Genomic DNA, 13,965 nt, shown 5'->3' with positions numbered 1-13,965 from the left:
GCGTGACCGCCCCCGCCCACCGCCCCCACCAGCAGGCCCACCTCGTCACCGTCGCCCACGGCACCCGCGACGGCTCCGGCAGCCCCGTGGCCGAGGCGCTCACCGCCGCCGTCGGGGCGCGCCTCGGGGTGCCGGCCACCGCGTCGTACGTCGAGCTCGCCGCCCCGCTGCTCGACGACGTGCTGGCCGCGGCGACCCGCCCGGTCGTCGTCGTCCCGCTGCTGCTGTCGTCGGGGCTGCACGTGGACTCCGACGTGCCCGAGGCCGTCGCCGCGGCGCCCGTGCCGACCGCACTCGCCGCCGCCCTGGGGCCCTCGCCCCTGCTCGCCGACGCGATGTGCGACCGGCTCGTCGAGGCGGGCGCCCACCCCGGCCAGCCCGTGACGATGGTGGCCGCCGGCTCCCGCCGCCCCGGGTCGACCGCGGACCTCGCCGCCGCGGCCCGCATGCTCGGCGTGCTGCGCGGCGCCCCGGTGCGCGTCGCCACCCTCTCCGGGCTCGGCGAGCGCCCCGAGGACGTGGTGCGCCCCGGCGACGCCGTCGCGCCCTACCTCCTGGCGCCCGGATTCTTCGCGCGGCGCTGCGCCGAGCTCGCCCGGGCCGCCGGCGCGAGCGTCGTCGCCGACGTCATCGGCGCCCACCCCGCCGTCGTCGAGCTCGTCGCGCACCGCGCCCGCGTGGCGCCGCGCTCCGCCGTACCGGCCGCCTGAGCACCGCCCGACCGCCGCCCCGCCGCCGCCGCCCCACCCTCCCCCGCCGCCCCCACCCCGGACGTCATCCGGACCCGAGGCCCCGGGCCACGATCCGCATGACGTCCGGGCCGTCGGCGCGCTATCGTGACGCCCGCGCCGAGCGAGCACTCGGCCGGTGACCTGCGGAAACACCCGTTGCGGGCACGTTCGGACATGTTCCCAACCGGAACCATGGTCCATAGATCGATCCAATAGGGCGGCAGCCGATCGTGTGCCAGCCTCGGTGACGCCCGGCCCGCCGGGCGCCCAGAAGTCCTCCCCGCGGTGCAGCCGCGTCACGGGGAGGCATCGCCGCCGACGTCGCCGCGCGATCAGCACACTCCGACCACACCGTCGACACGCTCGACGGCCGGCGTCGTCCCACAGGGGTCGGCACCGCGATGCGCGAGAGGGAACCCCGCAGGCATGACCGCCACCGCAGCACCCGCCAGCACCGACCAGCCGACCAGCCACGAGGGCATCCTCGCCTGGGTCACCGAGGTCGCCGAGCTCACCCAGCCGGAGCGCATCCACTGGGTCACCGGCTCCGACGAGGAGTGGACCGAGCTGACCGACGCGCTCGTCGCGACCGGCACCTTCACCCGGCTCAACCCCGAGCTCAAGCCCAACTCGTTCCACGGCGCGTCGGACCCCATCGACGTCGCCCGGGTCGAGGACCGCACCTACATCTGCTCCGTCGACGAGCGCGACGCCGGCCCCACGAACAACTGGATGCAGCCGGAGAAGATGAAGGAGCTCATGCGGGGGCTCTACGCCGGCTGCATGCGCGGGCGCACGATGTACGTCATCCCCTTCGTGATGGGTCACCTCGACGCGGAGCAGCCGATGTTCGGCGTCGAGATCACCGACTCCGCCTACGTCACCGTCTCGATGCGCGTGATGGCCCGCCTCGGCACCCCGGTGCTGCGCCGCATGGAGGAGCTGGACGCCGCCGGTGCCGACGTGCGCTGGGTCCCCGCGCTGCACTCCGTCGGCCACCCGCTCGCGCCGGGCGAGGCCGACGTGGCCTGGCCGTGCAACGAGACGAAGTACATCGTGCAGTTCCCCGAGGAGCGGGCCATCTGGTCGTTCGGCTCCGGGTACGGCGGCAACGCGCTGCTGGGCAAGAAGTGCTACGCCCTGCGCATCGCCAGCGTCATCGCCCGCGACGAGGGCTGGCTGGCCGAGCACATGCTCATCCTCAAGCTCACCTCGCCCCAGGGCGTCGTGAAGTACATCGCCGCCGCCTTCCCGAGCGCCTGCGGCAAGACCAACCTCGCGATGCTCGAGCCCACCATCCCCGGCTGGAAGGTCGAGACGCTGGGCGACGACATCGCCTGGATGCGCATCGGCCCCGACGGCCGCCTGTGGGCCGTCAACCCGGAGTACGGCTTCTTCGGCGTGGCGCCGGGCACGAACGAGCACACGAACCCCAACGCCATGCGCACGATCAACAAGGGCAACTCGCTCTTCACGAACGTGGCGCTCACCGAGGACGGCGACGTCTGGTGGGAGGGCCTCGAGAACCCGCCCGCCAAGGCCACCTCGTGGAAGGGCGAGCCCTGGACGCCCGACAGCGACGAGCTGTCGAGCCACCCCAACAGCCGCTACTGCACCCCCATCAAGCAGTGCGACATCCTCGCGGCGGAGTACGACGACCCGCGCGGCGTGCCGATCGACGCGATCCTCTTCGGCGGTCGCCGCAAGACGACGGTCCCGCTGGTCTTCGAGGCCCGCGACTGGACGCACGGCACGTTCCTCGGCGCCACGCTCTCCTCGGAGACCACGGCCGCCGCCGTCGGCGCGGTCGGCGTCGTGCGCCGCGACCCGATGGCTATGCTGCCCTTCATCGGCTACAACGCCGGCGACTACTTCAGCCACTGGATCAACGTGGGCAAGGAGAACGACGCGGCCAAGCTCCCGCGCGTCTTCTACGTCAACTGGTTCCGCCGCGACGACGAGGGCGGCTTCCTGTGGCCCGGGTTCGGCGAGAACAGCCGTGTGCTCAAGTGGATCGTCGAGCGCATCGATGGCCAGGCCGCCGCCGTCGAGACCCCGATCGGCCACGTGCCGGAGGTCGGCTCGTTCGACATCGACGGCCTCGACATGACCACGGAGGCGCTGGAGCAGGCGCTCCTGGTCGACGTCGAGGAGTGGCAGGCCGAGATCCCGCAGATCCAGGAGTGGTTCGACAAGTTCGGCGACGACCTGCCGAGCGTGCTGTGGACCGAGCTCGACGGCCTGAAGGCCCGCCTCGGCCTCTGAGACCACGCCGCGGCGCGCAGGTCGCGCACCGCACACGGACGGCCCCGGGACCCCGCGGTCCCGGGGCCGTCCTGCGTGCTGCCGCATCCGTCCACCTCGGGCGTGTGCGGGGTGGGATGATCGTCCGCGGGGGTCGGTGTGTCGTCGTCGCGGAGGGCGGGTGCGGTGGTCGAGGTGGGTCCCGGGGCGCGAGCGCTCTTCGAGGAGGCGGGTACCCGCCTGTACGAGGAGGCGCTGGACGCGAACGGGTTGGCCGTCGACGACCCCCGCCTGCAGCCGGGGGCCGAGCTCGCCGAGGCGCTCGCCCTCCTGCTCGAGCTGGGGCTGCTGGGCCGCGAGGGCAACCGGTACGTCGCGATCGACCCCACCGCCGCGCAGTCGCAGGTCGTCTCGCCCCTGGGTCAGCGCGGCGCCGAGCTGCTCGCGGAGTCCTCGGCCTGGGCCCGCACGTTCGGCACGCTGGCCCACGCGTGGCGGCGCGCGCCGCAGCCCGCCTCGGGCCCCGTCACCGAGATCCGCGGCGACGCCATCGACCCGTTCATCGGCGCGATCGTCGCGGACGCGGAGACCGAGCTGCTGACCGCGCAGCCGCAGGTGGGCCGCAACGCGGCCGCGCTCGCGAAGGCCGCCGAGCGCGACAGCGCCGCGCTGGAACGGGGCGTGCGGATGCGCACGCTCTACCAGCACGCGGCGCGGCGCAGCTCGATCACGCACAAGTACGTCGCGACCGTCACCGAGCGCGGCGCGGAGGTGCGCACCCTCGACGAGTTCTTCAACCGCCTCATCGTGGTGGACCGTCGGCTCGCGATCATCCCCGGCCGGGAGGGGCACTCCGTCGCCATCGCGATCCGCGAGCCGTCCCTGGTCGCCTACCTCGTCGACGTGTTCGAGCGGCACTGGGAGCGGGGCCGCGCCTTCGCCAACAACGAGTCGTCGATGCTGCGCGACATCGCCGCGGAGCAGCGGGCCATGACGATCCGCATGCTCATCGAGGGCCACGCCGACCCGGTGAGCGCGAAGCGTCTCGGCGTCAGCCCCCGCACGTACGCCGGCTACGTCGCCGACCTCAAGGAGGAGTTCGAGGCGCAGACCCGGTTCCAGCTCGGCTACACGATGGGCCAGCGGGGGGTCTCGGGCCACGAACGACCTCCGACCGGCCGGTAACCTCGAAAATGCCCCGTTGCCCGCCCCGACGGAGCACACTGTTCACCGTCGTCGGGTGCGCGTACCCGGGGACCACCACGGCGGCCCCGGCCGTCGCCTGCGGCATCTCGGACCGCGACCGCCGTTGATCGTCGACGACCCAGGAGCCAGCCGCGTGCCGAGAACCCGAGTACCCACGGACGCCCGCCGCGCCTCGTCCCGCGCGGACGTCCCTCGTGACACGCCCGTGCCCCGCAGCTCCGGTCCCGCCGGGGGCGCCGGCCCCGCCCACGAGTCGTGGGTGCTGCGCGACGTGCACGCGCTGCTCGCGCAGATCCGCGACTACGCCGTCATCACCCTGACCGTCGACGGCACGGTGCTGAGCTGGAACGCGGCGGCCGAGCAGGTCAAGGGCTACCGCAGCTCCGAGGTCGTCGGCACGTCCTTCACCCGCTTCCACACCGAGACCGACCAGCGCGCCGACCTGCCGGCCCGGCTGCTGCGCCAGGCCGCCGAGGAGGGCGTGGCCCACTCGGTCGGCTGGCGGCTGCGCCGGGGCGGCACGCGGTTCTGGGCCGACGTCACGATCAGCGCCGTCCGGGACGCCGACGGGAGCCTGGCCGGCTTCGTCAAGGTCACCCGCGACGTCACCGACCAGCACCTCGCCGAGCTCGCCCGGGAGCAGCAGCACGCCGCGTTCACCCACGACCTGCGGGCCCCGCTGACCGCGGCCCTGGGGTACGTCGACCTCGCCCTCGAGGAGCTGGACGCCGCCGGGGTGCCCGCCGCGATGCTGGAGCGCGCCGTACGGAGCCTGCGCCGGCTCGACACGATGATGGAGCGTCAGCTCGGCGCCCCGCGCTCTCCGGGGTCCGCCTCTGCGGACGTCCTGGAGCTGGAGGCCATCCGCATCGACCAGGTCGTCCCGGCCACCGTGCGCGCAGCGCTCACGGCCCCCGCGGCCGATCGGGTGCGGCTGCGGCTGTCGACGACGGCCCGCACCGTCCTGGCCGACCGGCAGGCGATGGAGCGCGTGCTCGCGAACGTCGTCGGCAACGCGCTGCGCTACTCCGACGGCGAGGTGGTCGTCGCGACCGAGGCCGTGCCGACCAGTACGGCGGACGGCGCCCGGCCGGGCACGTCGCTGGTGCGGATCACCGTCACCGACTCCGGGCGCGGCATCCACCCCGACGACCTCGAGCGGATCTTCGAGCCCGGCGAGCGGGGACGCCTCGCCACCGCCGACGGCGGGCACGGCCTGGGCCTCGACAGCGTGCGTCGGCTCATGGCGCGCCAGCACGGCGACGTGCGGATCGAGAGCACGCTGGGCGAGGGGACGACCGTCTTCCTCGAGCTGCGCTCAGCTGGCTGAGGCACACCCGCACACCTCGTCGGCGTACCGCTGACGAGGTGAGGACGTACCGAGGGCGGTGGACGCGGGATCCGCGTCCACCGCCCTCACCACCTGAGGCGAGCCGGGGGGGCGTAGGGACCGAACTGTGGGGGTTGGGTTGGCCCTCGCCTCAGGAGTCTGTTGAGTTGTGTCGTGCGCGACCGCCTCAGACCGTCACTTCATGCCCCAGCTGGTGTCGAGGGGCTGGACCTCGACGGTCTCCGTCGGAACGGTCCTCTTGAACTTCTGACCCCAGCTGGTGTCGGCGTGCGCCGTGGTCGATGCGGCCCCGAGAAGCCCGATGCTCACCGCAGTCGCTGCCAGCGCGAGGCCAGCTCGACGAACGAATCTCATCCAGGTCTCCATCCTGCTCGTGCACCGCGGGCCTCGCGGCGCTCCGAGGTCAATAGTGCGGCACCCCGACGGGCCCGCAGCGCCGAATGCTGGCTCAACTCTGTGCAATGCAGATATATGCAGGACCAGGTGAGCGGGGGTCCGCTGCGACGTACCCTCCCCCTCGTGACGGACACGGGGGAGGCGTCGGGCACGGCCCGGCGGAACGGGTGGATCGCCACCGTCGTGCTGGGCATCGTGGTCGCGCTGGCGCCGCTGCCCGCGCCCGCGGCGCAGGCCGCGACGCACGCCGCGACGCAGACCACCGCGGCGCCCGGGCGCACGACTGCGGCCGAGCCCGCACCGAGCGTGGAGGTGGTCGCGGTCGACGAGATCGGCTACGGCCTCGGCATCGACGTCACGGTGCGGCTGCGGGGATGGGGCCTGGGGCCCTACGGCGAGCGGGACTTCGCCTACTACCGCCTCGCCCTCGCGGCGCCCGGCATCGAGGACGTCGCCGCGACGCCCGAGACCGTCGTGTCGCAGGGGCCCCGGTACTCGCTGAACAGCGACGACGCGACCCTCACGTACCGACTCGCGGCGTACCCGCTCGACCCCGACCAGACCTACGCGCTGTACGTCGTCCCCGACGGCGGGCGCGCGCTCGGGCAGGCCGAGGCGCCGATCACCATCGACTGGGCGGCCCTCGAGCCGCGGGTGGCGGTCACCGCGGGCGAGCCCGTGACCGTGCCGTACGGCGTCGCCCGCCTCCCGATCGGCGTCGACGACGTCCCGCCACGCTCGCGCGTCACGGTGACCGGCCTCCCCCGCGGCCCGTTCGACGTGTCGGTGAACCTGCAGGGCGGCGTCGGGGTGCTGACGCTCCCCTCCGACCACGTCGGCACGTACGACTACACCGCGACCCTCGACGTGCCGGACGGGGCGGTGGGCGACGGCCTGAGCGCCACCGGGCGGGTCACGATCGTGCCGGCCCCCACCAGCATCGGCACCTCGTTCCTCCAGGTGCCGACGACCAGCGCGACGGGTCGGCTGCGCACCACCGTCAGGTTCGCGGGTGTGGGTAGCCCGCCGGCGCCGATCGCGTGGAAGATCTACCAGGGGAGCCGGGTCGTCTGGTCCTCCGGCGTCCTGCGCGTGCCGCCGCGGGTCGGCGACATGGTCGTGCGCCTGCCCCGCCTGCCGCGCGGGAGCTACCAGCTCGTGGTGGGGTACGGCGGCACGCCCGACCTGCTGCCCTCCAGCGCCACCCGGACGTTCTCGGTGCGCTGACCAGCCCCGCTCGGACGCACGAAGCCCCGCCCAGGAGTTCCTGGGCGGGGCTTCGGCTCGGCTGGCGGAGGCGGAGGGATTTGAACCCTCGATGGGGTTGTAGCCCCAAACCCGCTTAGCAGGCGGGCGCCATAGACCGGACTAGGCGACGCCTCCCCGACAGCCCGGACAGGCTACTAGGAAGCCGCCGGGAGTGCGCAACCAGGGCGGGTACGGCGGGCGCCCGGGCTCACTTCAGCCGGCGCAGCCCGTGGCCGCGGTCGAGCGCCGCCTGCACGACGTGGATCAGCTCCTCGCGGTCGCCGGCCAGCACGTCGACGGGGATGGTCGTCGACCCGCCGTCGCGCAGGCGCAGGACGATGCAGGGCGACCCCGCGACGTGGGTCGTCACCGCGTCCTCGACGTCGGCCCAGCGGGCGCGGGTCACGCCGGCACCGCGCACGAAGCGCAGGCGGTAGCCCTGGTCGGTGAACCGGAGGACGGTGGCCCGGCGCAGCAGCCAGAGGCCGACGGCGCCCAGCCCGAAGAGCAGGACGGCGGCGACGAGCACGGCGTACCCCAGCGGGAGGTCGAGCAGCCACGCCGCGAGCAGGAGCACCAGGAGGACCACCCCGAGGCCGGCGAGGGCCAGGCCCAGCAGGCGGGCGACGAGGGCGGGGGCCGGGCGGTAGTCGTGCTGCACCCCGCCATTCTCCCCCGCCCGTCGCGCCGTCCGCGGACGGGGACCGCTGCGTGATGGCCGTCACAAGCCGCTACGATGGACGTCCGTCCGCCCGGACGCCCGATGGAGGTGACCCTGTGCGCAGCTCCGCCCCCGCGCTGCACGCGCTGCACGTGGCGCTCGACGCCCTCCCGCCGCCGCACAGCCGCCAGGGTCCCGCCCTCGGCAACTGGCGCTGGACGGTCCGCCAGCGGCTCGGCGCCGTGCGCAACATGCTGGTCAACGAGACCGACGGCTACGGCCCCGGGTGGCGCAGCACGGGCGAGGGCGGTCTCCTCGACCAGCGCAACCACCTCATCGAGCGGGCCCGCGCGTTCGACTCCCTGGTGCTGCAGAGCCCGGAGCCCGACACGGTGCGCCGCGAGCTGATGCGCCTGCTCATCGACGTGGACCACCACGTCGTGCGGGTCCGCGAGGCGGGCCGGGTCGGCACCGAGCCCGCCGCCGCGCCCCCCGCCTAGCCCCTGCCTAGACTGACGCCCGCGCGGGCCGGTGCGCCGCCGCGCACGGAGGGGTGCCGGAGTGGCCGATCGGAACCGCCTTGAAAGCGGTCGCTGGCAGTGATGTCAGCCGCGGGTTCGAATCCCGCCCCCTCTGCCGCACGCCCGCCCCGTCAGGCGGGGTCGAGCACCACCAGCACGTCACCCTCCTGGATGACGTCGCCGGCGGCGACCTTGATCTCCCGCACCCGCCCGGCGTGCTCCGGGTGCACGGGGATCTCCATCTTCATCGACTCCAGCAGCAGCACCGTGCTGGTGGGCGTCACGTCGTCCCCGACGGCGCACCCGACCTCGACCACCGACGCCACCATCTCGGCGACGACCTCCACGACCTGCTTGCGAGCCATGGGCGTGACGCTAGTCGTTACCGGGAGGTACGCCGCACCCCGCGGTCGGCACGCCCGCCCCCCGTCGGCGCCCGTCGGGGCCCGTCAGAGCAGCGGGCGGGTGCGCGAGGGCTCGGGTCGCACGGCGCTGCGCTCCTCGGCCCGGCGGGCGCGCGACCCGCGCGAACCGGTGAGCGCCAGGTCGGCGCGGATCACGCCGTACGCCACCACGAGACCGACGACGACGGAGTAGACGACGCCCAGGAGGGCCTCGAGCAGCGTGGCGGAGGGGTTCATCACGCCGTTGGCCACCGGCGCGGTGGCGGCGACACCGAAGACGCAGAGCCACCAGCCCTGCCGGCGGCGGGCGCGCATGTAGACGCCCCAGGCGAGCGCGGGCACGCCCAGCACGGCCTGGATGGGCCGCGGCACGCCGCCGAGGGTGTCGAGCATCCAGGAGGCCGTGTCGAGGACGGTCGTGACGAGCGAGCTGGCGCCGTAGCGGCGCAGGGCCTCGGCGTACGCCAGGATGACGGCCAGCACGAGGGTGCCGACCACGACGCCCACGACCCCGCGGCGCCCGAGCCCGTGGAGGCCCGCGCCGAGCCGGTGCACCAGCAGGGCGACGACGACGAAGGACAGGGCCAGCACCGTGTACTCGAACCGGGCCAGCGAGATGGTCGGCCCGTAGCCCACCGCCCCCACGGCGGCCCCGCCGGCGAGCGCGAGGGCGATCGCGACCTCCCGGACGCAGGCGAGGAAGCGGCGCGCCGGGACGGTGGCCATCACGCCCAGCACCGCCCCGACCGTGCAGGTCATGACGGCCGCGCCGGTGCGCAGCGTCTGGGTGTCGACGACGAGCGCCGTCAGGCCCAGGGCCGCGGCGAGCACGCCGGCGATGATGGGGCGGCCGCCGGTGCGGGCGGCGAGCGCCCACGAGTAGGCGGCGGACACGGCGACCGCGCCCAGCCCCTCGGTCACGGCGGGCAGCCAGCCGACGCCACCGCCGACGAGCAGCGCGAGACCACCGAGGACCAGCAGCCACCACGCGGACAGCCGCTGCTCCCGCGGGGTCCGGGGGACGGCGGAGGCTCTCGACACGGCCGCCAACGCTACAGCCGCCGGTTCGCGAGCGAGGGATTGGTGCGCCGCGCCTCGTCGAGCACGTCGCGGCGCAGCTCGGCGTGCAGCACCTCGGGGCCGTCGCCGGCCTCGGCCAGGGTCCGCCCCAGCGGGTCCACGACGACGGAGCGGCCGGTGTAGCGCGGCGCCGGCTGGCCGGTGGCCACGACGTACGCCGTGTCCTCGATCGCGCGGGCGGCGGCCAGCGTCCGCCAGTGGTGGGCCTTGCCCTCCCCCGCGAGCCAGGCGGCCGGACAGACGAGCACCTCGGCCCCGTGGTCGACCACGAGCGCGCGCGCCAGCTCCGGGAACCGCAGGTCGTAGCAGGTGAGCAGCCCGACCGTGAACCCCGCCACGGCCGCCACGACCGGCGTCGGCTCGCCCGCGCTGAGCCGGTCGGACTCGCGGTAGCCGAACGAGTCGTAGAGGTGGATCTTCCGGTACGACGCCCGCACGCCCCCGGCGTCGACGAGCACCAGCGTGTTCCACGGCCGGGCCGGGTCGTCGGAGGTCTCGAACATGCCGGCGAGCACCGTCGTACCGGCGCGGGCGGCCGCCGCGACGGCTGCCGTCACGAAGGGCCCGTCGAGCGGCTCGTCGAACGCCGACACGTCCGAGCCCGCCGTCCCGAAGTCGCGGGCGAAGGCCTCGGGGAGCACGACGAGGTCCGCGCCCGGCCCGGCGTGGGCGACGACCTCGGCGAGACGGCGGCGGTTGGCGGCCGGGTCCAGGCCCGACGCCTCCTGCACGAGGGCCACCCGCAGGACGGCTGGCGGGGCGGCTCCGGACCCGGGGGACGACATGCGGGCCAGCGTAGGGTCGGAGCCATGCGTGCCGTGACCGCTCCCGAGCCCGGTGGGCCCGAGTCCCTCGTCCTGTCCGAGCTGCCCGACCCCGAGCCGGGGCCCGGCGAGGTGCTCGTCGAGGTGGTCGCGAGCGCGGTCAACCGCGCCGACCTCCTGCAGCGCCGCGGCTTCTACCCACCGCCGCCGGGCGCCTCCGACGTGCTGGGGCTCGAGTGCAGCGGCCGGGTCGCCGCGCTCGGCGAGGGCGTCGAGGGCTGGTCGGTCGGCGACGAGGTCTGCGCGCTGCTCGCCGGTGGCGGCTACGCCTCCCACGTCGTCGTGCCCGCCGGCCAGCTCATGCCCCCGCCGCCCGGTGTGGACCTCGTGACGGCCGCCGCCTTCCCCGAGGTCGCCTGCACCGTGTGGTCGAACGTCGTGATGACCGCCGGTCTGCGCGAGGGCGAGACCTTCCTGGTGCACGGCGGCGCCGGCGGCATCGGCACCTTCGCCATCCAGCTCGCCGCCGCCCGCGGCGCCCGGGTGCTCGCGACCGCCGGGAGCGCCGAGAAGCGCGCGCTCTGCGTCGACCTGGGCGCCGAGCGCGCCATCGACTACCGCGAGGAGGACTTCGTCGCGGTGCTCCGCGAGCTCGGCGGCGCCGACGTGGTGCTCGACAACATGGGCGCGAAGTACCTGTCCCGCAACGTCGACGCCCTCGCCACCGGCGGGCGGCTCGTGGTCATCGGCATGCAGGGCGGCAGCAAGGCCGAGCTCGACCTCGGCACGCTGCTGACGAAGCGCGCGTCGGTCGCCGCGACGTCCCTGCGCGCGCGTCCCGTGGCGGAGAAGGCCGAGATCTGCGCCCAGGTGGCCGAGCACGTGTGGCCCCTCGTCGGCGCGGGCTCCGTGCGCGCCGTCGTGCACGCGACGCTGCCGCTCGAGCAGGTCGTCGACGCCCACACCGTGGTCGAGGAGTCCTCGCACTCCGGCAAGGTGCTGCTGACGATCTGAGCGATCTGAGCGATCTGAGCGATCTGGGCGCCCCGGGGCGGCACCGGCCGCTGGCTAGGGTGGGGCGCATGAGCCAGCAGCCCGAGCAGAGCACGACCCCGGCCGGCACCCCCGCGGCTGGCACCTCCGCGGGGGAGACCCCCGGCGACGAGCAGCGCGTGGTCATCATCGGCCCCGACGGCCAGCCCGTCGCGACCGTGCCGGCCAGCGCCCTGGCGGACGCCGGCGCGCAGGACGGCGACGCCGAGGGCGAGGGCGGCGAGCGGCACCCGGCCGAGCTCGTGGAGCAGCCCGCGAAGGTCATGCGGATCGGCAGCATGATCCGCCAGCTCCTCGAGGAGGTGAAGGCGGCACCGCTCGACGAGGCCAGCCGCAACCGCCTCAAGGAGATCCACGAGTCGTCGATCAAGGAGCTCGAGGAGGGCCTCGCCCCCGAGCTCGTCGAGGAGCTGCAGCGCCTCTCGCTGCCGTTCGCCGACGGCACGCCGAGCGAGGGCGAGCTGCGCATCGCGCAGGCCCAGCTCGTCGGGTGGCTCGAGGGCCTCTTCCACGGCATCCAGACCGCGATCCACGCCCAGCAGATGGTGGCGCGCGCCCAGCTCGAGCAGATGCGGCGCGCGCTGCCGCCCGGCCAGGGCCAGCCCGGCGCCGTCCCCACCGCGGGGCTCCCGGCGCAGGCTCGCCCGGCGCAGCCCGGCGAGTCGGGCGGGATGTACCTCTAGGTCGCGCGCCGGGTCACCGGCGCCGGGCCGCCGTCAGTGGCGGCGGCCCACCACCCGGCCGAGCAGCGCCGTACCGGCGAAGCCGACGAGGCCGATCGCGACCACCAGCAGGCCCGGGAGCATGGCGCCGAGGTAGGCCGGCGGCTCGCCCGCCCCCGCCGAGGTGAGGGTGGGGCTCGCGTCCACGCCCGCGACGGCCTCCTCGACCGCCGCGTCGGTCAGCTCGCCGGCGGGCACGAGGCCGCACAGGTCGGTGGTGAGCACGTAGGACTCCACCGCGCCGTCCTGCGGCGTCAGGAACATGACGTACGACGCGCCCGCCCGCGGCTCCGGCGTCGCGGCCGACGCCGCCCCCGAGACCTGCACCTTCAACGGCGCCCCGCCCTCCTCGACGCCGCCGCGGAAGACGCGCTGGGCGACGACGACCACGTCGCGCACCGGCTCGCCCGCGGCGCTCGCGTCGCCCGACGGGTCCTTGGGGGGCACGCCCGGCACCCCCGCGGTGCGGACGACGCCGCGCAGCACGACCTGGGCCTCGCGGGTGCGCTCCTCGACGTCGCCGGCGCACTGCTCGGCGGCGACCGTCGTACCGCCCGGGGCCGCGGTGGCAGCGGTGGCAGCGGTGGCCGGGGCCACCAGCACGGCGCCCAGCACCCAGCCGCCGAGCACGGCGGCTCCGACGCGGTGTCGCGCTCGTCGGTCGGTCATCGTGCGCCCTCCTCCTCGTCGGGGTCCTCGGCCGCCGGCCATCCTGCCAGACCGAACACGGCGGCCAGGGCGGCCGCGACCCCGTCGGCGTCGTGCGGACCGGCGCGGTGGCCGGCCACCGCGACGAGCGCCGGGTGGGCGTCGGCCATGGCGTACGACGTGCCCGCCCAGCTCAGCAGCGGGATGTCGTTGGGCATGTCGCCGAACGCGACCACCTCCGCGGGCGCCACGCCCAGCTCGTCGCAGAGCAGCGCGAGCGTCGAGGCCTTGGTGACGCCGGCCGCGCTCATCTCCACGAGCGCGCCGGTCGAGGACCACGTGACGGTGACGAGGTCGCCCACCGCCTCCTCGACCTCGCCCCAGTAGACCTCCGGGGTGCGGGTCGGGTGCCGCGCGAGCAGCTTCACGCAGGGCGCCGGCCCGTCGGAGCGCTCGGCCAGCTCGGGGAAGGGGGCGACGAGCGGCTCCGCGTCGCGCGCGTCGCGCGCCCCCGAGGGGCGGGGCGCCCAGGCGGGCTCGCAGGCGAGGCCCTCGGTGGTCTCCAGCGCGAGCACGGTGCCCGGTACGGCGGCGCGCAGCCGGTCCGCGACCTCGAGCAGCACCGCGCCGGGCACCGGACGAGCGGTGCGCACGGCGCGGGCGGCGACGTCGTACACGATCCCGCCGTTCGAGCAGACCGCGAGCCCGTGGCCCCCGACGTCGGCCCAGAGGTCCTCCATCCAGCGGATCGGGCGGCCGGTCACGAAGACGACGGGCACGCCCCGGGCGTCGAGCTCGAGCAGCACCGCGCGGGTGCGGTCGCTGACCCGCCCGTCGGCGCCGAGCAGGGTGCCGTCGAGGTCGGTGGCGACGAGGCGCGGCAGGGGGCCGTCCGTCCGGGGCGCGCCGCCGGCCCCCTCCGCGTGCGTCACTGGA

14 protein-coding genes and 2 tRNA genes are annotated in these 13,965 nt (G+C 75.2%); 9 read left to right on the top strand and 7 right to left on the bottom strand.

Annotation, left to right across the window (positions count from 1 at the left end; translation table 11 throughout):
- Positions 1-2: 2 nt before the first annotated feature.
- From KK617_RS01985 to KK617_RS01965, 5 genes are all read left to right on the top strand, one after another.
- Positions 3-710, top strand: a complete 708-nt coding sequence (locus KK617_RS01985; RefSeq protein ID WP_277497723.1) for a CbiX/SirB N-terminal domain-containing protein — start codon at positions 3-5, stop codon at positions 708-710.
- Between the two features lie 447 nt (positions 711-1,157).
- Complete coding sequence (locus KK617_RS01980) at positions 1,158-2,996, top strand: phosphoenolpyruvate carboxykinase (GTP) (protein ID WP_277497722.1); 1,839 nt, start codon at positions 1,158-1,160, stop codon at positions 2,994-2,996.
- Between the two features lie 165 nt (positions 2,997-3,161).
- Positions 3,162-4,160, top strand: coding sequence for a LuxR family transcriptional regulator (locus tag KK617_RS01975; protein WP_277497721.1), 999 nt, complete (start codon positions 3,162-3,164; stop codon positions 4,158-4,160).
- A 226-nt stretch (positions 4,161-4,386) separates the two neighbouring features.
- Entirely contained in the window at positions 4,387-5,511 is a 1,125-nt protein-coding gene (locus tag KK617_RS01970; protein ID WP_277497720.1) for an ATP-binding protein, read from the top strand.
- A 540-nt stretch (positions 5,512-6,051) separates the two neighbouring features.
- Positions 6,052-7,155 carry a hypothetical protein gene (locus KK617_RS01965; RefSeq protein WP_277497719.1) on the top strand — a complete coding sequence of 368 codons (1,104 nt, stop codon included), beginning with the start codon at positions 6,052-6,054 and terminating at the stop codon, positions 7,153-7,155.
- Positions 7,156-7,217: 62 nt separating this feature from the next.
- Here KK617_RS01965 and KK617_RS01960 read toward each other — a convergent pair.
- Together KK617_RS01960 and KK617_RS01955 are read right to left on the bottom strand one after the other, a co-directional pair.
- A tRNA-Ser gene (locus KK617_RS01960) sits at positions 7,218-7,311 on the bottom strand.
- 73 nt (positions 7,312-7,384) lie between these two features.
- Positions 7,385-7,837: a hypothetical protein gene (locus KK617_RS01955; RefSeq protein WP_277497718.1), complete on the bottom strand. Its 453-nt coding sequence runs from the start codon at positions 7,835-7,837 to the stop codon at positions 7,385-7,387.
- Between the two features lie 116 nt (positions 7,838-7,953).
- Between KK617_RS01955 and KK617_RS01950 the strand changes: the two genes are divergently transcribed.
- A complete protein-coding gene (locus KK617_RS01950; RefSeq protein WP_277497717.1) occupies positions 7,954-8,337 on the top strand; it encodes a hypothetical protein in 384 nt (127 codons plus the stop codon).
- A 47-nt stretch (positions 8,338-8,384) separates the two neighbouring features.
- Positions 8,385-8,473, top strand: a tRNA-Ser gene (locus KK617_RS01945).
- 16 nt (positions 8,474-8,489) lie between these two features.
- On the opposite strand, the gene KK617_RS01940 is transcribed toward KK617_RS01945, so the two are convergent.
- The 3 genes from KK617_RS01940 to KK617_RS01930 form a co-directional block, all read right to left on the bottom strand.
- Entirely contained in the window at positions 8,490-8,723 is a 234-nt protein-coding gene (locus tag KK617_RS01940; RefSeq protein ID WP_277497716.1) for a biotin/lipoyl-binding carrier protein, read from the bottom strand.
- An 84-nt stretch (positions 8,724-8,807) separates the two neighbouring features.
- Positions 8,808-9,803, bottom strand: coding sequence for a hypothetical protein (locus tag KK617_RS01935; RefSeq protein WP_277497715.1), 996 nt, complete (start codon positions 9,801-9,803; stop codon positions 8,808-8,810).
- Between the two features lie 11 nt (positions 9,804-9,814).
- Positions 9,815-10,627, bottom strand: coding sequence for a carbon-nitrogen hydrolase family protein (locus tag KK617_RS01930; protein WP_277497714.1), 813 nt, complete (start codon positions 10,625-10,627; stop codon positions 9,815-9,817).
- A 24-nt stretch (positions 10,628-10,651) separates the two neighbouring features.
- On the opposite strand from KK617_RS01930, the gene KK617_RS01925 reads away from it, so the two are divergent.
- Positions 10,652-11,620 carry an NAD(P)H-quinone oxidoreductase gene (locus tag KK617_RS01925; RefSeq protein WP_277497713.1) on the top strand — a complete coding sequence of 323 codons (969 nt, stop codon included), beginning with the start codon at positions 10,652-10,654 and terminating at the stop codon, positions 11,618-11,620.
- 68 nt (positions 11,621-11,688) lie between these two features.
- A complete protein-coding gene (locus tag KK617_RS01920; RefSeq protein WP_277497712.1) occupies positions 11,689-12,342 on the top strand; it encodes a bacterial proteasome activator family protein in 654 nt (217 codons plus the stop codon).
- Positions 12,343-12,375: 33 nt separating this feature from the next.
- On the opposite strand, the gene KK617_RS01915 is transcribed toward KK617_RS01920, so the two are convergent.
- Together KK617_RS01915 and KK617_RS01910 are read right to left on the bottom strand one after the other, a co-directional pair.
- A complete protein-coding gene (locus KK617_RS01915; protein WP_277497711.1) occupies positions 12,376-13,050 on the bottom strand; it encodes a hypothetical protein in 675 nt (224 codons plus the stop codon).
- Positions 13,047-13,961: an HAD family hydrolase gene (locus KK617_RS01910; protein ID WP_277497710.1), complete on the bottom strand. Its 915-nt coding sequence runs from the start codon at positions 13,959-13,961 to the stop codon at positions 13,047-13,049. Before KK617_RS01910 ends, KK617_RS01915 begins: the two co-directional genes overlap by 4 nt.
- Positions 13,962-13,965: the final 4 nt, after the last annotated feature.

This window comes from Nocardioides sp. ChNu-99, assembly GCF_029493445.1.
Classification (GTDB): domain Bacteria; phylum Actinomycetota; class Actinomycetes; order Propionibacteriales; family Nocardioidaceae; genus Nocardioides.
This window is presented reverse-complemented; position numbering and strand designations above follow the sequence as displayed.